Below are 17,873 nucleotides of genomic sequence, written 5' to 3' on the forward strand. Positions count from 1 at the left end.
GGCTTCTGCTTCCTTCGCCAGTTGATCCATGAAACTTTCAATCGAAAAGACATTTGCATAGGCGCCCAGTCCGCGCAGCGAAGAAACCCGCACTGGCATATCGGCGACGAAGTGCCAAAGCACGCGCATATTGGGGATGGAATAAAGCGGTATGGCGTTGCGATCGCCATTGCCAAGCGGCGTGATGCTCATGACGGGTTTGTCCGGCGGATAGCCCGATGCCATCAGTTGTCCGGGTAGCAGTGCGCCCGCGCTGCCCGGCCTTGCCGAGTGGGTGTTGCTCCAGAGGTCATATTTCCAATTGACGATCTTGCCTGATGCATCGAGCGATGCGCTGACCTTGGTCAGCATTGCCGGACCATAGGGCTCCCATAGATGCTCCTGGTCGCGCATCCACTGTACTTTGACAGGACGGCCTGGAAGCGCTCGCGCAATCAATGCCGCGTCGCCGGCTGCATCGTCGGCGCCGTTGTGTCCATAGCAGCCTGATCCTTCCGTATGGATGCAACGTACCTTGTCCAGCGGCATGCCGAGCATTTGCGCAATAGCCTTGCGGTCCGGATAAACACCCTGGGTATGGGTCCACACTGTCATCGTGCCATTGTCGAGATGTGCCACGGAGCAAGAAGGTCCGATCGATGCATGCATCTGGTATGGCCGCATGAACTGAGCGCTGAATGTCTTTACGCCGCCAGTAAAATCACCGCCGGCCTCAGCGACAACGCCCTGCTCGCTTTCGCTCTTTTGCAGAACGGCGGGTAGATCCTGCTCGTTCGGCAAGCGAGGCTTTTCTTCCCACTCGGCAAGGCCCGTCAGAGCCCGCATGGCTTGTACGGCCTGAAACTCCTTCTCCGTAGCCACCGCGAGAAAATTGCCATCGCGAATAACAGCAACCACACCCGGCATCGCCTTGATGGAGGCGGTATCGATATCCTTCAGCGTCGCGAACCAGCTGGGCGGGCGGACAACGCGGCCATGCAACATCCCCGGCAGCCGCATATCCTGTACATATGCCGGACCGCCGGTAACCTTGGCCGGGATATCCACACGCGCGAACGGCTTGCCAATATATTCATAAGCGTCCGGGGACTTGAGCTTTGACTTCGGCTGCGCGTCCACATGCAGCATATCGGTCATGACCACTTCGCCATATCCGATCGACTTGCCATCAGGTCCGACAATACGACCATTTTGCGCCTTGAGTTGATCACCCGGAACTTGCAACTTGCCGCTCGCCTGCTGGATCAGGATCTCGCGCACCTGCGCTGCGGCATTGCGGATTGCCGTGCCACTGTTCTGGACCGTCTGGCTGCCAGCGGTGAAGCCCTCGTCCGGGGTAATTGCCGTATCAGCAGTGATCAGATTTATCGACGCAGGTGGCACTTCGAGTTCTTCCGCCGCGATCTGACGCAGCGAGGTTTTGGTTCCCTGCCCGAGTTCTGCCTTACCGGTGTATACTGTGACGGAGCTATCCGCATCGATGCGGATCCATGCATCCAGGGAAGGCGTATCGGCCAGACTTCCAGGCAGTTTAGGGGCAGCCGCTACCGGTTCTGGCGCTTTCGCCGGTATATTGAGTTCGCCTTCCTGGGCAAAAGCGTGATCTCTCAATGAAAAACTTACAACCAGCGCCCCGGTACCCAACAACAGATGGCGGCGCGTAACATTCGGTAAGCGAGGAGCGTTCATCAGACTTTCCTTTCGCCGCTTGCAGGTGTCATGGCCGCTGTTTTCATCAATTCGCGCGCCCGTTTTACGGCTTTGAGAATACGCATATGCGTTCCGCAACGGCACAAATTGGGTTCAAGCGTGGTCTGGATTTCTGTATCGCTCGCATCGGGCTTGGATTGCAACAATGCCTGGGCGCGCATCATCATACCCGGAATGCAGTAGCCGCATTGCGCAGCCTGTTCCTCGATAAACGCCTGCTGCATCGGGCCAGGACTATCGATGGTTCCGAGGCCTTCCACAGTCTTGATCTCCCGTCCCTCAAGCAAGAGGATCGGTGTCAGGCAGGAGAAAATTGCCTTCCCATCCACCATCACGGTGCAGGCACCGCATTGCCCCAGTCCACAACCGAACTTGGCAGCGTTGAGTTCGAGGTCGTTGCGCAAGACATAGAGCAGCGGCGTCGCGGGATCGGCATCCACTTCGCGCGTGCTGCCATTGACGTTGAGTTTCATCACTGATCCTCCGCTCCTATATTGCTGGGGCCGCGCTCGATCCCGTCTGAGGGACGGACGCTGACATGGTATTTACCGGTTCTGGTATCGGCTGCACGCTGAACAACATCGGCCCACGCGGCCTGGTCAGTAAAATGTTGGCGCAGATAGCCAAGCAGATCGTTCAGCTGATCGTTTGTCAGCACATCGGCGAATCCTGGCATGATAGCGCTCGTGCGGCCACTTGCTGCTGGAAGACCGTAGAGCACCATGTTGATGGCGTTTTGCGCGTCTGGTGCATGCACTGTGGAGCTCAGCCGCAGATCAAGTCCGCCGAAAGGCTGTGGCCGGCCGTTTTCATGGCAAGCGGCGCAGGCAGCCTCATAGATCGCAGCCCCTTTGCCGCCTGACGCCGATTGATCGTTGCTTATCGCAGACGTGATCGGGCCCGATTTTACCTCTTGCAGGAGTTTGTTCGACTTTGCGCGACGCTCCGCCGAAGGTTCGCCCATGATCGATGCGATGTAAGTCGCCATTGCATGAATATCGTTGTCCGGCAGCAGTCCAAGATTTCCGGTAACTTCACTCATGGGGCCATTAGCGACGCCGTGATCCGGATGCCAGCCCTGCCGCAAATAGGTGTAGAGGCTATCCTCGTCCCAAACCACAGGCGCGGGCGATGAGCCATCGAGCGCGAAAGCGCTCCAACCCTCGGCTTCGCCGCCGGCAAGGTGCAGCGCAGCTTTTTCGGCACCAAGCGCGTTGCGCGGTGTATGGCACGCACCACAATGGCCCAGGCCATTGACCAGATAGGCACCACGGTTCCATTCCTCGCTTTGGCCTGCATCGGCCTGATAGGCCCCCTCCCTGAAGAACAGCATCTTCCAGCCAGCCAGAACCAGACGCACGTTCAAGGGGAAAGGCAGCTCGTTCGGCGGTGGCGTGGCCTTCACCGGCTGACGTGTCATCAGGAAAGCATACAGGGCACGGTTGTCGTCATCCGAGACATTGGTGAAGTGATCATACGGGAACGCGGGATAGAGATGCTCGCCCTTGCGTCCGACCCCATCGCGCATGGCCCGCTGAAAAGCTGCCTCCGACCATGTTCCTATACCGGTCTCCAGATCGGGTGTGATGTTGCTGGAATATATCGTCCCGAAGGGTGTTGGAATGGTCAGCCCGCCGGCAAAGGATTTTCCGCCGGGATTGGTATGGCAAGCCGTGCAATTGCCGACAGCAGCGAGTTTCGCCCCACGCTCAATCAGGGCCTGATCGAAGGATGCACGTTCTGGTGGTTTGATTGGAGCAATTTCCGGCTTCCAGGCGTAAACAAAAGCGCCCGCTACACCGACAACGATCAGGGCTCCAAGACCGGTAAGAAAACGACCGAATTTCACAGGCAATCCTTGGAATCAAACGTCCAACCATCGGGGCCGGCATACTCGGCGCGTGCGAAAGTTGGCGAGAACTTAGAACGAATCCAATGTTAGATATATCAACAACTTGGGTCAATTAAGCCGGAGCGCAATGCAATCAAGTTTGTGTGATCGTTATACAAACTACATAAGCCGTTTCTTACGCAACAACTGACATCACCATGTCAGTAGCATCTCAATTTTGGCCTTCGTAGCCTTGCCATCTCGCGCATCAGCAGCGCTAGATCACGCGTGCATCCGATCCTCGAACCGTCAAGGCGATCATGCGGCCATCGGCTTATCAACTGGGACTGATTTTCGTGACCGGCTCGGCAATTGCATGGAGCCTTGCGGGTTTGTTCACGCGCGTCATCCCGCAGGACAATTGGACCATTCTCGCATGGCGCGGGATTTTCGGTTCGCTCGGCATTGCAACGGTGATGGCCTTTACCGAGCATGGTCGGTTCTGGGCAAGCTTCCGCGACATGGGTCGGGCTGGCTGGCTTTTCATTGGCATTTCCGCGCTCGGCATGGTGTTTTTCATCAGTGCCTTGAAGGAAACCACCGTAGCGCATGTCGCTGTCATCTATGCCACCATCCCGTTTGTGGCCGCAATTCTTGGCTGGTTCGTTCTCGGCGAAAGATCGACCTGGAGCGCCATTCTCGCCAGCATCGCTGCTGCGATCGGGGTATCGCTTATGGTTGGTTTCAGCATCGAAGGCACTTTCTTCGGCGATGCTCTCGCCTTTGGCATGACACTGTGTATGGCGGTGCTGATGATCATCGTCCGCCGTTCGCCGGATGTTTCTGTCATGCCAGCGGCCTGTCTGTCGGCTCTATTCAGTTCCCTCGTCTGCTGGCCACTCGGCGATCCGCTTGGCGTGACGGCCCATGATCTGATGCTCATTGCGCTTTTCGGCATACTGGTTTCTGCCGTGGGCCTTGCCCTCTTTACACTTGGAGCCAAGCTCCTTCCGCCGATCGAAACTGCGCTGATCGGTTCCCTCGATGCCCCCTTGGCGCCATTCTGGGTCTGGCTCGTGTTCAACGAGGTCCCAAGCAGGAGTATAGTATTTGGTGGATCGATCGTTTTCGCGGCGGTGATCGTGCATGTGCGAAAAGCCAAAGCGCGGCGCCTGGTTCAGCAGAATAATGTATCGTGACCCAATCTTTACGCTGATTGACAAGCGGAACCGAAAGCGGCGAGAATCATGTCGGGTTCGAGTTCGGGGGACGCGCGAAAATGTTGGAAGCCGCCATAAAACCGGATGTTCAAGCATTCTTCGACAAACGAACGAATTCCGTCCAATACGTCGTTGCTGATCCCGTGACCCGGCATTGTGCAATTATCGATTCGGTTCTGGATTTCGACGAAAAGTCAGGCGCGACTGCAACCGTCAACGCCGACCGAATACTCGAGTTCGTTGACGCCAATGCCCTGAAGGTCGAGTGGATACTGGAGACCCACCCGCATGCCGACCATTTTTCGGCAGCCGATTACCTGCGAACTAGAACGGGCGCAACGACCGCAATCGGCGGCCATGTCCTCGAGGTTCAGGCCTTGTGGAAGCAATTCTATAACTGGCCGGATTTTCCCGCCGACGGATCGCAATGGGACTGCCTATTCAACGCCGGAGACAGTTTCAACATCGGGATGCTTACCGGGACCGTGATGTTTTCTCCGGGCCATACACTTGCATCGATCACCTATGTCATTGGCGATTCCGCCTTCATTCACGATACAATGTTCATGCCGGACGGCGGAACCGCCCGCTGTGACTTTCCCGGAGGGAGCGCCGAGCATCTATGGCAGTCCATTGAAGCGATTCTTGCGCTCCCGGACGAGACCAGGGTCTTTGTCGGTCACGACTATCAACCAGGGGGGCGTGAACCTCTGTGGGAAAGCACTGTGGGCGACCAGAAGCGCCACAATATCCACGTCTCCCAATGCAATTCTCAAGCAGAGTTCGTGGCAATGAGACAAGCCCGCGACAAGACCCTGCCCATGCCCAGACTTATTCTGGCAGCCCTGCAGGTCAACATCAATGGTGGACGGCTGCCTGAACCAGAAGCGAACGGCGAACGCTTTCTGAAAATACCCCTGAATGCACTCGGCGACACGAAATGGGATTGACCTTGCATTGTCAGGTCATGAGCGCCAAGGTATGCGAGGTCGTGTACTCTAAATCTGCTGACCAGATTTACGAATTCACAACCTAATGACCAGCATGACAGGTCAGGCAAGGCATGAACAAGATTGAACTCGAAAAACAGCCCAACGGTATCACTGAGACCAATCCGGCCCGGCTTGGCATCCGGCTGAAACTGGCACGGCAGACACGCGGCCTCACACTGAAGGCCCTCTCCGAAGCCGCCAACTGTTCAGAAAGCCTGTTGTCAAAAATCGAGAATGGCAAGGCATCGCCTTCCCTTCCGATGCTGCACCGACTGGTCCAGGTTCTCGAAACCAATATTGGCTGGATGTTCGAAGAGTCGGACGGCGAGGAAGGTATCGTCTTTCGCGCGGGCGCAAGGCCACTGATCGCGCTTGATCCTCTGCGGCGCGGTGAAGGCATCTCGCTGGAGCGCGTCATTCCCTATTCGCCTGGGCACCTGCTCCAATGCAACATCCATCATATCGAAAAGGACGGAGCAAGCGCCGGGCCGATCCAGCACGCAGGCGAAGAAGTGGGCTACATCCTCGCTGGCGAAGTCGAACTCACCGTCGGTGACAAACAGTTTGAGCTCAAAGAAGGCGACGCATTCGTTTTCAATTCCGATCTGCCCCATTCCTACCGGAACACGGGCAGCAAGCGTGCAAGTATCTTCTGGGTCAATACGCCGCCGACTTTCTAGGCACAGCGGCGGCCTGTCCAGCATTTGATTTAACTTGCTCCAATGTACGTTCAAACTACTTGACATGCATTCAAGTCTCTTGAATTATGCCCTCGCGTTCAGTTTTTAAGCAAAGCCCTCACATGGGCGTTCCATCAAATAAAAGGGGAATCGGGATGCGTCTTACCAAAATACTTTCGGGCTGTGCTGCAGCCGTCGCCATGTCTCTTGTCGTTGGCTCGTCCGCCTGGGCCGATACCTTTGCGCTGGTCACGATCAACCAGCAGGCACTTTTCTTCAACCAGATCAACGAAGGTGCGCAGAAGGCCGCTGATGCGGCCGGCGCCAAACTGGTTATCTTCAACGCCAACAATGTTCCAAGCGCCCAGAATGACGCCATGGAGAATTACATCACCCAGAAGGTCGACGGCATTATCCTGGTTGCGATCGATGTGAACGGCGTCAAGCCTGCAATCACTGCTGCCAAAGCTGCCGGCATCCCGGTCATCGCCATCGATGCGCAGATCCCCGATGGGGACAATGTCGCCTTCGTCGGTGTCGACAACACCAAGGCGGGCGAAGATATCGGCAAGTTCTATGCTGACTACGTCAAGTCCAACTTGTCGGGAACGGCCAAGATCGGCGTGATTGGCGCTCTCAATTCCTTCATTCAGAACCAGCGTCTGGACGGCTTCAAGAAAGCTGTCGCGGACAGTGGCCAGAAGATCACCTTCCTTGATACAGTCGATGGCCAGAACGTACAGGATGTGGCTCTGACTGCCGCCGAAAATCTGATGACCGCCAATCCGGACATGACGACGCTCTACGCTACAGGTGAGCCGGCTCTGGTCGGTGCCGTATCAGCCGTTACGAGCCAGGGCCGCACGGGGGACGTTAAGGTCTTCGGTTGGGACCTGACCAAGCAGGCCGTTGAAGGCATCGATGCCGGCTGGGTCACAGCTGTTGTCCAGCAGGATCCTGCTGGCGAGGGCAAGGCTGCCATCGAGGCATTGACCAAGCTGAAGAAGGGCGAAAAAATCGAGCCCATCATCAATGTGCCGGTAACAATTGTTACGAAGGAAAACGTCGACCAGTTCCGCGGCATGTTCAAGTAGAACAAGTGCTGCAAGGGCGCGGCCGCACATGCCGCGCCCAATCCTGTCGTGATTTTAACCCAATGGTATTGCGATGAACGATATTGGCAGTGAAACTTACCGGGTCCGCATGACCGGCATATCCAAGCGGTACAATACGATCCAGACACTCGACAATGTATCGTTGAGCCTCAAGCCCGGTGAAGTGCTCGGTCTCGTCGGCGACAATGGCGCTGGCAAATCGACCCTGAGCAAGGTTTTGTCCGGAGCAGTCATACCGGACGCAGGAACTATCGAGATCGACGGCAAGACGGTGTCTTTTTCCTCGCCCGCCGATGCACGATCTGAGCATGTGGAGATGGTCTATCAGGACCTTTCCCTGTGCGATACCGTCGACGTGGCAGGTAATATATTTCTTGGAAGAGAACCGAGACGCCGGATATTAGGTGTACCGTTTCTCGACAAAAAGCGGATGCACGATGAAGCTCGCGCCATGCTTGACCGGCTTGGCATCGTCATTGCCGACACGGGTTTGAAGGTTGAAAATCTTTCCGGTGGCCAGCGTCAATCCATCGCCATCGGTCGCGCGGCCTCCTTCGAACCTTCCGTTCTCATTATGGACGAACCAACGGCGGCGCTAGCTGTGGCGGAGGTTGAGGCAGTTCTTGATCTTATTCGTGCTGTCAGCGCCCGCGGCGTCAGCGTAATCCTGATCACCCACCGGCTGCAGGATCTGTTCCTGGTCTGCGACCGCATCCAGGTTATGTATGAGGGCCGCAATGTCGCCGAAAGGCGCATTGAAGACACCAGTATCGAAGACGTCGTGAACCTCATCGTTGGCCGCAAATTCCAGGCTCGTTCGGCGCGCCGCAGCGAAGACAATGGAGCACGGCCATGAGCAATCCATCGACTTCAAACAACGATGCGCTGCATCCAGCCGCCGCTCAAACGCGCGTACGAAAAAGCACGCTGCACGATCGTTTCATGGCCAACGGCAGCGTTGTTTCGATAGCCATTTTCTTTCTGGTCGTGTGCCTGTTGTTCTCCGGCATCACCGACGCCTTTCTAACCGCACCCAATCTTCTCAACATCGTCAGGCAATCGGCACCATTGCTAATCGTGGCCGCCGCCATGACATTCGTCATCACCACGGGGGGTATCGACCTGTCGGTCGGTTCCGTACTCGCACTCGTCGCCACCCTGTCGGCGGTGACATTGCAGGCCGGCCTTCCTTGGCCACTGGTCATCATCGCCATGCTGCTGCTCGGCGCTGCCATTGGTGCAATCCAAGGCTTCTTCATCGCCTATGAGCGCATACCCGCCTTCATCGTCACGCTGGCGGGGCTGTCTGTCATCCGCGGCATAGCTCTGCTTATCACTGGCGGTTATTCCATCCCCGTCGAAGCAACAAGCCCGTTCACGGTGATCGGCCGCGCCTGGTTTCTCGGTGTGCCGGTCCCCGCGCTGATTGCCCTCGTCGTGCTTGTCGTCGCGTACCTCGTCTTCAACGAAACCCGCTTCGGCCGCTACGTGACCGGCATTGGTGCGAACGCCGAGGCTGTACGCCGCGCCGGTGTCGATACGCGGCTGACAACATTGATGGTTTATGTCCTCTCGAGCACGGCAGCGGCAGCTGCTGGTATCATCCTCGCCGCCCGCCTCGGCTCTGGTTCATCCAATGCCGGACAAGGGTTTGAGCTGGAAGTGATTGCCGCCGTCGTGCTTGGCGGCACCAGCCTCTTCGGTGGCCGGGGAACCCTGATCGGTACTGTGCTTGGAGCCTTGACCGTCGCGGTCATCGGCAACGGCCTCATCCTTGCGCATATGTCACCATTTCTCACGCCCATCGTTACCGGCACGATCATTTTGGTTGCGATCTGGCTTAACTTCCGGCTGTTTCGCGGCGCGATCCGGAGCAGATGAATGACTGTTCTCGACTTTCAGAGTAATGAACGTGGACGGGCACCGATCGGGATCGAGTCTGGAACGGTGATGACCGTTCAGGGGCCGCTGCTTGTCGCCGAAATGGGCGTTACCCTCATGCATGAGCATATTCTGCTGGATGGAGCGACAACGTGGAAATGCCCATGCCATCCCGACGAATTGGCAATCGCAGATCAACCGGTATCGATCGAGATCATCGGCGAATTGCGCATGAATCCATACATGAATCGCGACAACGTTTCTTTGGACGATACGGATCTTGCCCTGTCTGAACTCAAGCGCTTTCAGGCGCTCGGTGGCCACACCGTCGTCGATCCCACCAACATCGGCATCGGCCGCGATCCGGTGAAGTTGCGGCGCATCTCCCGCATGGCCAGTCTGAAGATTATCATGGGCTCCGGCTTCTACTTGCAACACACCCATCCAGAATGGCTTAAGGAGATGGATGTCGATGCGGTCACCGAATTTCTCGTCAACGATGTGGGCGGCGGCGATACGCAACCCGAAATCATGGCGGGTATCATCGGTGAAGTTGGCGTCAGCAAGGACTTCACATCCGAAGAGCGCAAGTCGCTGCGTGCCTCCGCCCGCGCGTCGCGTATGACAGGCGTTCCGCTATCGATCCATCTGCCGGGTTGGGAGCGTCTCGCCAACGAAGTGCTGGACATCGTCGAAGGAGAAGGCGCCGATCTTCGCCACACGATACTTTGCCATATGAACCCCAGTCACGAGGATCTGCCCTACCAGGCCGGGCTCGCCAAGCGCGGGGCGTTCCTCGAATACGATATGATCGGCATGGATTATTACTACGCCGATCAAGATGCTCAATCACCATCCGACGAACAGAACGCCCGTGCCATTCGCTCACTCGTCGATATGGGTTTTGGCGACCGCGTTCTGCTTTCTCAGGACGTATTCCTGAAGATGATGCTGACACGCTATGGCGGCTTCGGTTACGGCTATATTCTCAAGCACTTTGTGCCACGCCTCAAGCGCCACGGCGTCGACGCCGGAACCATCGAGCGCATGCTCACAGACAACCCCAGATCCGTATTTTCCGCTGCGGCTTGATCGCTGCGTTTTGGTATTCAAGGAGTTTTCATGTCCAAACACAAAGTTCTTCTCGCCGGCGAGTCGTGGGTTTCCACCGCAACCCATATCAAGGGTTTCGACCAGTTCCCGACCGTCACTTACCACACCGGCGCCGACGAATTACTGAAGGCGCTGAAGACCAGCGACTTCGACGTGAAATTCATGCCGGCGCACGAAGCGCAGCGCGATTTCCCTCAGACGATTGAAGCGCTGTCCGAATATGAGGCGATCATTCTCTCCGATATCGGCGCCAATACACTGCTCCTGCATCCAGATACGTGGATTCACTCGAAGACTACGCCGAACCGCCTTCGCCTGCTGCGCGACTATGTTCGCAATGGTGGTGCGCTGCTGATGTTTGGAGGTTACTACAGTTTCCAGGGCATCAATGGCGGTGCGCGCTATCACAAAACGGCAGTTGAAGAGGTCCTGCCCGTTACTTGCCTTTCTGTCGATGATCGCGTTGAGGTGCCCGAAGGGTTCACCCCTGTTGTAACCGGCTCTGGCGGCCATCCCATTTTGCAGGGGCTCGGCAAGGACTGGCCGATCCTGCTCGGTTACAACGAGGTGACGGTCAAGGACGGCGCGGAAGTCCTTGCAACTGTATCGACCGACTACGGCTCACAGCCCCTTCTGGTCACGGGCACCTACGGTAAAGGCCGCACGCTCGCCTGGACCTCCGATGTCGGTCCGCACTGGCTCCCTTCGGATTTTATAGCGTGGAAGGGCTATAAGACGCTGTTCGAACAGATGCTTGCCTGGGCGATTGCAAAAGATTGACCCAAATCGCGATGAACACGGGGGGCAAGATCAACGGAGAGCGTCTCCTTCAGAGACTGGATGACTTCGCTGCTATTGGCGCAACCCCGGCCGGAGGCGTCAACCGTCAGGCGCTGTCTCCCGAAGATCGGAGCGCTCGGGCTAAACTTGCAAATCTGGCTTTAGAGCGCGGCTTTGGCGTTTTCCAGGATCCGATGGCCAATTTGTTCATCCACCGGCCTGGGCTTTCCAACGACCTTCCGCCCTTCCTGATCGGCAGTCATCTCGACAGCCAGCCTATGGGCGGCCGCTTCGACGGCGCGCTTGGTACGTTGTCAGCCTTCGAAGTGCTCGAATCCCTGGAGGATGCCAATATCCAGACACCCAGAGCCGTGGAGGTGGTCGCCTGGACCAACGAGGAAGGCAGCCAATACGCTCCGGGTTGCATGGGATCGATGGCCTTTGCCTCGGGTACAATTCCGGGTGAATGGTATTCCGCCCATTCTCCAGACGGCAAGGTATTGGGTGAGGAACTTGCGGCAACGCTCGACGCTCTTCCGCAAGCGATCAAGCGCCCGCTGGGAAGCCCGCTGTCCGGCTATCTTGAACTGCACATCGAACAGGGTCCGTCGCTTGAGCGCGAGAACATCCCGATCGGTATCGTCCATGCCATTCAGGGCACACGCTGGCTCGAGGTCGTGGTCACGGGCCAGACCGCCCATGCCGGGACCACACAACTCTCGTTCCGCAAAGACCCGCTGGTGGCGGTCACCGAAGCGCTGCAGGAACTTTACAATTCCGTCATGCCCAATGATGAGCGGGCCCGATTGACCATCGGCCGCATATCGTTAGAGCCGGCGTCAATCAACGCCATTCCCGGCAAGGTGTCTTTCAGCGTCGACCTGCGCCATCCGGACGCTGCCGAACTGGCACGGCTGGAGGATCATGTTCGCGTAACCTGTGAAGAAAAGGCGGCTGCGTTCGGCTGTGCAGCAATCATCCGCCGAACGTTCGACATGCCGCCGGCGCAATTTTCTCCCCTGCTATTACAAGCTGTCGATCGCGCGGCAACGCGTCTCGGTGTCGCCTCGAAGCCAATGCTATCGGGCGCGTTCCACGATGCGCTTTTTCTCGCACGCGTCACCGATGCTGCCATGATCTTCGTGCCCTGCCGCGATGGCCTCAGCCACAATGAAGCGGAATTCGTCGAGCCCGAACACTCCATACTGGGCGCACAGGTTTTGCTGGAATCGACCCTGACTGCGCTTCAGATGGCTATGAAATAGCCGCTATCCGAGCGTTCCGCTGCATGTATCGCGGCGGCTGCCCGAATGCCCGCAAAAACGCGCGACGCATGCGTTCACGATCGCCGAAGCCGACATCGCGGGCGATCGTATCGATCGGGATGCGCCCGTTTTCAATCATCAAGCGCGCCGCCTCCACGCGCAGGTTCTCGATGGCCTTGGCAGGTGATTGACCCGTTTCCGCCTGAAACGCCCTGCTGAACTGGCGTGGGCTCAGATGCACGACTTCCGCGAGTTGCTCTACGGATAGCTCCTTGTGCAGGTTTGCCCTGGCATAGACGAGACTCTTTTGGATTCGGTCAGACTTCGGATCAAGTTCGAGCAGCGCCGAATACTGCGATTGGCCACCCGCCCGGCGATGATAGACGACAAGCTTTCGGGCAACTGACTTGGCTATCTCAGTCCCCAGATCCTTTTCCACCAGCGCCAAAGCCAGATCGATACAGGAGGTCATGCCGGCCGATGTCCAGACCGGCCCGTCGATGATGAAGATGCGATCTTCCTCCATCTTCACGTTGGGAAACATCCGCTGGAAATTCCGGGCATGGAACCAGTGGGTAGTCGCGCGCCGCCCGTCCAGGAGCCCAGCCTCGGCAAGGATGAACGCGCCGGTGCAGGCCGAGCCGATGCGGCGTGATCGCGGTGCGACTTCGCGCAAGAAATTGATCAGACCTGACGACACCGGCTCGACGTCATTATTACCCACGACCAGCACCGTATCGAATGGAGCATCACTAAAAGGATCGGTGCTGACAGAAAATCCAGCCGAAGACGCGGTTGGCCCGCCCCCTTCCGACAACAGGCTTATTTCATAGTAAGGCTCATCCAGAGCCAGATTGGCAAACTCGAACACTGTTGTAGCGGCCAGATTGAGAACCTGAAATCCAGGAAACAGGATAATTCCAATGTGACGCATCGAGAGAATGTCCTAAAAGGTGGTATATATGACATTTAAGACATAATGGCCGAGATGTAAAGTCTCTCCATCGAAGGGAATTATCCCGAACATACGGAGCAGATACATGACCAGCACATTACCCCAGGGCACCGCCCTTATCACCGGCGCATCCTCTGGCATCGGCGCCGTCTATGCGGACCGGCTTGCCAAGCGTGGCTATGACCTCATCCTGGTTGCGCGCAACCGTGAAAGACTTGACGCTCTGGCATCCCGCCTGACGACGGAAACCGGGCGTACAGTCGAGGTCGTCGCTGCGGATCTCGGCAGTGAGGAAGGCATAACGAGCATTGAAGACATCCTGCGTACCGACGCGAGCATAACGACGCTTGTCAATAATGCCGGTGTCGGCGCCACTGCACCGCTGCTGCAGTCCGATCCGGCCAAGATGGATGCGATGATCATGCTGAACGTCGTGTCGCTGAGCCGACTTACGAAGGCTGTCGCACCGCAGCTTGTCGAACGCGGTAGCGGCACAATCATCAATATCTCCTCGATCGCGGCCATTTCCCCTGAACTCCTGAACGGGGTCTACGGTGGTACCAAGGCTTTCGTGCTGGCGTTCAGTCAATCGCTACATCATGAACTTGCTGACAAAGGCATTCGCGTTCAGGCCGTTCTTCCAGGCGCTACCAGCACGGAATTCTGGGATGTTGCAGGTGTGCCCATCAGCAATCTTCCTGCAAGCATCGTCATGTCGGCGGAAGACATGGTTGATGCCTCTCTAGCCGGCCTCGACCAGGGGGAACTTGTCACCATCCCCGCTCTTCCGGATGCGGCCGACTGGAACACCTTCGAGGCGGCGCGTCAGGCGCTCGGTCCCAACCTGTCACACAGCAGGCCGGCTGCTCGTCTGCTGAGTCACTAAAGAAGTGATGGCGCGCGCAGAGCTCGCGCGCGCCATAATCTGAAAAAAGCTACGAATCGTGCCAACGCATTGACACAATAAGCGTATATCCGCCTGTCGACCTGTCCACTTTCTTATCATCAAACCAACTCTCCGGGCCGATAATGTCTCGCAAACTGGCACTACGCCGATTAGGCGTATTCTCCATATTTCTTGCACCAAGTCGTCTGAGGGCATTTGCCCGCAGCACCGAACTTGGCCTCGTTCTTGCGGCGGCCGCTGTCGGCATCGTGTCAGGCTTCATCGTCACCGCCATGAGCTTCATCGCGCAGCAGATGCACGAGTTAATTTTCGGGTTGAACGAAGGCGAGCGGCTCTCGTCGATCATGGCGAATGACTACGTTCTCTTGCTCGTCGCACCGGTGACGGGCGGCGCCATTTTGGGATTGCTGCTGCTCATTCTCAACCGTTACCGGAAAAGACCCATGGTCGACCCTATCGAGGCAAACGCGCTGCATGGCGGACGTCTTTCACTCAATGACAGTCTCATCATTGCTGCTCAAAACCTCATCTCCAACGGTTTCGGAGCATCGGTTGGTCTCGAAGCTGGCTACACCCAGCTCGCATCGGGCCTTGCTTCGAAGATCGGCCTCTCCCTGCAATTGCGTCGTTCCGACCTGCGCATCCTCGTCGGTTGTGGCGCAGCCGGCGCAATTGCGGCTGCGTTCAATGCCCCGCTGACGGGTTCATTTTACGCCTTCGAGCTGATCATCGGTTCCTATACGATCCTTAGTCTGGCGCCCGTCGTCGTTTCAGCACTCGCTGCAACAATCATCGCGCGGATGCTCGCCGGCAATAATTTCATCATCGATATCGGCAGTTTTGGCACAGTGGTCCCCGCAGATTATATTCCGGCTCTGCTTCTCGGTATCTTCTGCGCGCTGGCCGGCATCCTTCTCATGAAGGGGGTTGCGTTTATCGAGCAGATTGCGCGAAAGAGCTTTATTCCGGGACCGATCCGCCCATTGTTTGGTGGCGTCCTCATCGGCCTTTTGGCGCTGATTTCACCTCAGGTTCTTTCCGGCGGTCATGGCGCGTTGCACCTCAATCTCGATAACACAACTCCGATTGCGGCTTTGATTGGCGTCCTACTGCTCAAGGCGTTTGCCTCGGCGATTTCCATCGGTTCCGGTTTCCGCGGCGGCCTGTTTTTCGGCTCGCTGTTCATGGGCGCATTATTGGGCAAGCTCTTTGCCTATTCGGCACCCTACGTCTTCGCCCATGCCACGTTGACACCCGTAATATACGCCGTTGTCGGCATGAGTGCCCTGGCCGTTTCGGTCATCGGCGGACCCATGACCATGACGTTCCTCGCCCTCGAGATCACAGGGGACTTTCCGATAACGGTATTGGTTCTTGCGGCGGTGATTACCGCCTCCCTCACTGTACGCAATCTGTTCGGCTATTCCTTCGCTACCTGGCGTTTCCACCTGAGAGGCGAAAGCATCAGAAGTGCGCATGATGTAGGCTGGATCCGCAATCTGACCGTGGCCAAGCTCATGCGCGTCGATGTCCGTACAGCACCGTCCAATCTGAGTATCGATGAGTTCCGCCGTGATTTCCCGCTTGGTTCAACCCAGCGCGTGATCATTGTTGACGACAACAACAAGTATGCCGGCATGGTTCTGGTACCGGAGGCACATTCGGGCGTGACCGAAAGCTCCGACGAAGGCCAATCGATCGTCGGCCTGATCAAGTACAAGAACGACTTCCTGCAACCACAGATGAACGCCAAACAGGCTGCTGCTATTTTTGACAAGGCAGAAAGCGAAGAACTGGCTGTCGTCAACGATCTTGTCGAGCGCCGCGTCATCGGTCTGCTCACTGAAAGCCATACTCTCCGCCGCTACAGCGAAGAACTGGACAGACAGCGGCGCGATGTTTCCGGAGAAATCTAGAGCATCTCAAGCGGTCGTTTTCGTCGCGGTGGCGGGAAAGCTTCATCCAGAACAGCGAGTTGATCCGCCGTCAGCTTAATATCGACTGCGCGGCGATTCTCCCGTATATGCTTGGAAGCACTCGATTTTGGAATGGCGATGACACCGTCGTGGCTAAGAACGAAGGCCAACGCTACCGCGGCCGGAGTTGCCCCGCACTCCTTGGCAATACGCGCGAGTGCCGGATGATTGAGCATCCGCCCCTGCTCGATCGGCGAATAGGCCATTATCGGCATCTTGTGCGCCTGGCACCAGGGCAATAGCTCAAATTCGACGCTGCGCCGGCTGAGATTATAGAGCACCTGGTTGGTCGAGACAGCCGTGCCGCCATCAACCACCTGAAGCTCTTCCATATCTTCCGTGTCGAAATTGCTGACACCCCAATGCCGAATCTTCCCGGCCTTGATCAGGTCTTCGAATCCGGCCACCGTTTCTTCAAGTGCGTAGCCACCGCGCCAGTGAAGGAGATAAAGGTCGATCGTTTCGCATTTCAGTCGCTTGAGGCTGCGTTCGCAGGCGAGCCTGGTACCCCTTCGTGATGCATTAGATGGTAAGACTTTGCTTACGAGAAACACTTCGTCGCGCCTGTGTTCGATGGCTTCGGCGACCACTTCCTCTGCCCCGCCATTGCCATACATTTCCGCCGTATCGATCAGGCTCATGCCGAGATCGAGGCCAAGCCGCAATGCATCCGCTTCCTGATAGAACTGCCGTCTGTCCTCGCCCATGAACCATGTTCCCTGACCGAGCACCGGAACCAACTCACCTGAGGGAAGAGCCGTCTGCTTCATCATATCTAACCCTGCATCGCTGTTGTGAAACGCGCTTTGGCTTCAGCGCTCCAGACCTGTTCCGCATCGTAATTGCCTTCGAAGGCCGGAACGCCCGTTGGCAACGCGATCCATGGATGCTTGGTCGTCGTGAAACAATGAATGTCGGGAGATAGCTTGGCGGCATCATCCAGCGTGCCGACGTAGACGAGCGCGAAAGTCTCACCAAGCTGGGAGTGATTGGCCCATAGCGGTACGGAACAGCGCGGGCAGCGATGGATCATCTGGCCGGCCGGCAATGCCGATACTGTGTGAATCGCGTCGGGCTTGCCCTCGCCGGTGAGTATAATGCGGTCCGCCTCGATCATGGCGTTGATCGCGAAAGCCGAGCCCGACATCCGCTGGCAATAACGGCAGTGGCAGCCGTGGACAATGATCGGCGTCGTTTCCAGGCGGTAGCGCACATGGCCGCAGACGCAACCACCGRTCAGACCGCTCAAGAGGTCAGAATCGTCCGCCATTGATATTCCTCCTTACGGTCCCGATGATTGCGCAATTGCATCAGGAAGTGAAGGCTCCGGATCGCCGGCACCTGCTTTCATTCGGTGAAATTGATGAAAGCTGCGCCATTGCAACGTTCGATTCCTTGGGTTAACTCTGTCAACCCGCAAGACCGGCAAAACACTCGAACAAGAGGTG

Annotated in this window: 17 protein-coding genes; 11 read left to right on the plus strand and 6 right to left on the minus strand. The window is 57.1% G+C overall.

Annotated features, from left to right (window positions below; translation table 11 throughout):
• From ACXJ5O_RS00650 to ACXJ5O_RS00660, 3 genes are all read right to left on the minus strand, one after another.
• The coding region (locus ACXJ5O_RS00650; protein WP_457298187.1) for a molybdopterin cofactor-binding domain-containing protein at positions 1-1,689 on the minus strand (1,689 nt) is incomplete at its 3' end.
• Entirely contained in the window at positions 1,689-2,186 is a 498-nt protein-coding gene (locus ACXJ5O_RS00655; RefSeq protein ID WP_457298188.1) for a (2Fe-2S)-binding protein, read from the minus strand. The genes ACXJ5O_RS00650 and ACXJ5O_RS00655, both read right to left, overlap by 1 nt.
• The gene (locus tag ACXJ5O_RS00660; RefSeq protein WP_457298189.1) at positions 2,183-3,559 is read right to left on the minus strand and encodes a c-type cytochrome; all 1,377 of its coding nucleotides are present in this window, start codon (positions 3,557-3,559) and stop codon (positions 2,183-2,185) included. Before ACXJ5O_RS00660 ends, ACXJ5O_RS00655 begins: the two co-directional genes overlap by 4 nt.
• A 302-nt stretch (positions 3,560-3,861) precedes the next feature.
• Here ACXJ5O_RS00660 and ACXJ5O_RS00665 point away from each other — a divergent pair, with 302 nt between their 5' ends.
• The 9 genes from ACXJ5O_RS00665 to ACXJ5O_RS00705 all read left to right on the plus strand — a co-directional run bounded on the left by ACXJ5O_RS00665 (position 3,862) and on the right by ACXJ5O_RS00705 (position 12,587).
• Complete coding sequence (locus ACXJ5O_RS00665; protein WP_457298190.1) at positions 3,862-4,740, plus strand: DMT family transporter; 879 nt, start codon at positions 3,862-3,864, stop codon at positions 4,738-4,740.
• Between the two features lie 80 nt (positions 4,741-4,820).
• Complete coding sequence (locus ACXJ5O_RS00670) at positions 4,821-5,711, plus strand: MBL fold metallo-hydrolase (protein ID WP_457298191.1); 891 nt, start codon at positions 4,821-4,823, stop codon at positions 5,709-5,711.
• Between the two features lie 113 nt (positions 5,712-5,824).
• Entirely contained in the window at positions 5,825-6,433 is a 609-nt protein-coding gene (locus tag ACXJ5O_RS00675) for a cupin domain-containing protein (protein ID WP_457298192.1), read from the plus strand.
• A gap of 155 nt (positions 6,434-6,588) precedes the next feature.
• Positions 6,589-7,527, plus strand: coding sequence for an ABC transporter substrate-binding protein (locus tag ACXJ5O_RS00680; protein WP_457298193.1), 939 nt, complete (start codon positions 6,589-6,591; stop codon positions 7,525-7,527).
• A 73-nt stretch (positions 7,528-7,600) separates the two neighbouring features.
• Positions 7,601-8,404, plus strand: coding sequence for an ATP-binding cassette domain-containing protein (locus ACXJ5O_RS00685; RefSeq protein ID WP_457298194.1), 804 nt, complete (start codon positions 7,601-7,603; stop codon positions 8,402-8,404).
• The gene (locus tag ACXJ5O_RS00690) at positions 8,401-9,429 is read left to right on the plus strand and encodes an ABC transporter permease (protein WP_457298195.1); all 1,029 of its coding nucleotides are present in this window, start codon (positions 8,401-8,403) and stop codon (positions 9,427-9,429) included. The genes ACXJ5O_RS00685 and ACXJ5O_RS00690 overlap by 4 nt, the downstream gene beginning before the upstream one ends.
• Positions 9,430-10,521, plus strand: a complete 1,092-nt coding sequence (locus ACXJ5O_RS00695; protein WP_457298196.1) for a phosphotriesterase family protein — start codon at positions 9,430-9,432, stop codon at positions 10,519-10,521.
• Between the two features lie 30 nt (positions 10,522-10,551).
• On the plus strand, positions 10,552-11,322 hold the full coding sequence (locus ACXJ5O_RS00700; protein WP_457298197.1) for a glutamine amidotransferase: 771 nt from the start codon (positions 10,552-10,554) through the stop codon (positions 11,320-11,322).
• A gap of 11 nt (positions 11,323-11,333) precedes the next feature.
• Entirely contained in the window at positions 11,334-12,587 is a 1,254-nt protein-coding gene (locus ACXJ5O_RS00705; RefSeq protein ID WP_457298220.1) for a Zn-dependent hydrolase, read from the plus strand.
• On the opposite strand, the gene ACXJ5O_RS00710 is transcribed toward ACXJ5O_RS00705, so the two are convergent.
• Entirely contained in the window at positions 12,577-13,521 is a 945-nt protein-coding gene (locus ACXJ5O_RS00710) for a GlxA family transcriptional regulator (protein WP_457298198.1), read from the minus strand. The genes ACXJ5O_RS00705 and ACXJ5O_RS00710 overlap by 11 nt on opposite strands.
• Before the next feature lie 106 nt (positions 13,522-13,627).
• On the opposite strand from ACXJ5O_RS00710, the gene ACXJ5O_RS00715 reads away from it, so the two are divergent.
• Both ACXJ5O_RS00715 and ACXJ5O_RS00720 read left to right on the plus strand, forming a co-directional pair.
• Positions 13,628-14,428, plus strand: a complete 801-nt coding sequence (locus tag ACXJ5O_RS00715) for an SDR family NAD(P)-dependent oxidoreductase (RefSeq protein WP_457298199.1) — start codon at positions 13,628-13,630, stop codon at positions 14,426-14,428.
• A gap of 143 nt (positions 14,429-14,571) precedes the next feature.
• Entirely contained in the window at positions 14,572-16,365 is a 1,794-nt protein-coding gene (locus ACXJ5O_RS00720; protein WP_457298200.1) for a chloride channel protein, read from the plus strand.
• Here the strand turns inward: ACXJ5O_RS00720 and ACXJ5O_RS00725 are convergent.
• Both ACXJ5O_RS00725 and ACXJ5O_RS00730 read right to left on the minus strand, forming a co-directional pair.
• Positions 16,362-17,198, minus strand: a complete 837-nt coding sequence (locus tag ACXJ5O_RS00725; RefSeq protein ID WP_457298201.1) for an aldo/keto reductase — start codon at positions 17,196-17,198, stop codon at positions 16,362-16,364. The two genes, ACXJ5O_RS00720 and ACXJ5O_RS00725, sit on opposite strands and share 4 nt — an antisense overlap.
• A 2-nt stretch (positions 17,199-17,200) precedes the next feature.
• Complete coding sequence (locus tag ACXJ5O_RS00730) at positions 17,201-17,695, minus strand: GFA family protein (protein ID WP_457298202.1); 495 nt, start codon at positions 17,693-17,695, stop codon at positions 17,201-17,203.
• Positions 17,696-17,873: the final 178 nt, after the last annotated feature.

It is taken from the genome of Phyllobacterium sp. P5_D12 (assembly GCF_054049495.1).

Excerpts from the sequence above, each read along its gene's own strand:
- ACXJ5O_RS00720 (WP_457298200.1), top strand. The coding sequence starts at position 14,572 with ATGTCTCGCAAACTGGCACTACGCCGATTAGGCGTATTCTCCATATTT.
- ACXJ5O_RS00700 (WP_457298197.1), top strand. The coding sequence starts at position 10,552 with ATGTCCAAACACAAAGTTCTTCTCGCCGGCGAGTCGTGGGTTTCCACC.
- ACXJ5O_RS00690 (WP_457298195.1), top strand. The coding sequence starts at position 8,401 with ATGAGCAATCCATCGACTTCAAACAACGATGCGCTGCATCCAGCCGCC.
- ACXJ5O_RS00705 (WP_457298220.1), top strand. The coding sequence starts at position 11,334 with ATGAACACGGGGGGCAAGATCAACGGAGAGCGTCTCCTTCAGAGACTG.
- ACXJ5O_RS00675 (WP_457298192.1), top strand. The coding sequence starts at position 5,825 with ATGAACAAGATTGAACTCGAAAAACAGCCCAACGGTATCACTGAGACC.
- ACXJ5O_RS00665 (WP_457298190.1), top strand. The coding sequence starts at position 3,862 with ATGCGGCCATCGGCTTATCAACTGGGACTGATTTTCGTGACCGGCTCG.
- ACXJ5O_RS00710 (WP_457298198.1), bottom strand. The coding sequence starts at position 13,521 with ATGCGTCACATTGGAATTATCCTGTTTCCTGGATTTCAGGTTCTCAAT.
- ACXJ5O_RS00725 (WP_457298201.1), bottom strand. The coding sequence starts at position 17,198 with ATGATGAAGCAGACGGCTCTTCCCTCAGGTGAGTTGGTTCCGGTGCTC.
- ACXJ5O_RS00685 (WP_457298194.1), top strand. The coding sequence starts at position 7,601 with ATGAACGATATTGGCAGTGAAACTTACCGGGTCCGCATGACCGGCATA.
- ACXJ5O_RS00695 (WP_457298196.1), top strand. The coding sequence starts at position 9,430 with ATGACTGTTCTCGACTTTCAGAGTAATGAACGTGGACGGGCACCGATC.
- ACXJ5O_RS00680 (WP_457298193.1), top strand. The coding sequence starts at position 6,589 with ATGCGTCTTACCAAAATACTTTCGGGCTGTGCTGCAGCCGTCGCCATG.
- ACXJ5O_RS00715 (WP_457298199.1), top strand. The coding sequence starts at position 13,628 with ATGACCAGCACATTACCCCAGGGCACCGCCCTTATCACCGGCGCATCC.
- ACXJ5O_RS00670 (WP_457298191.1), top strand. The coding sequence starts at position 4,821 with ATGTTGGAAGCCGCCATAAAACCGGATGTTCAAGCATTCTTCGACAAA.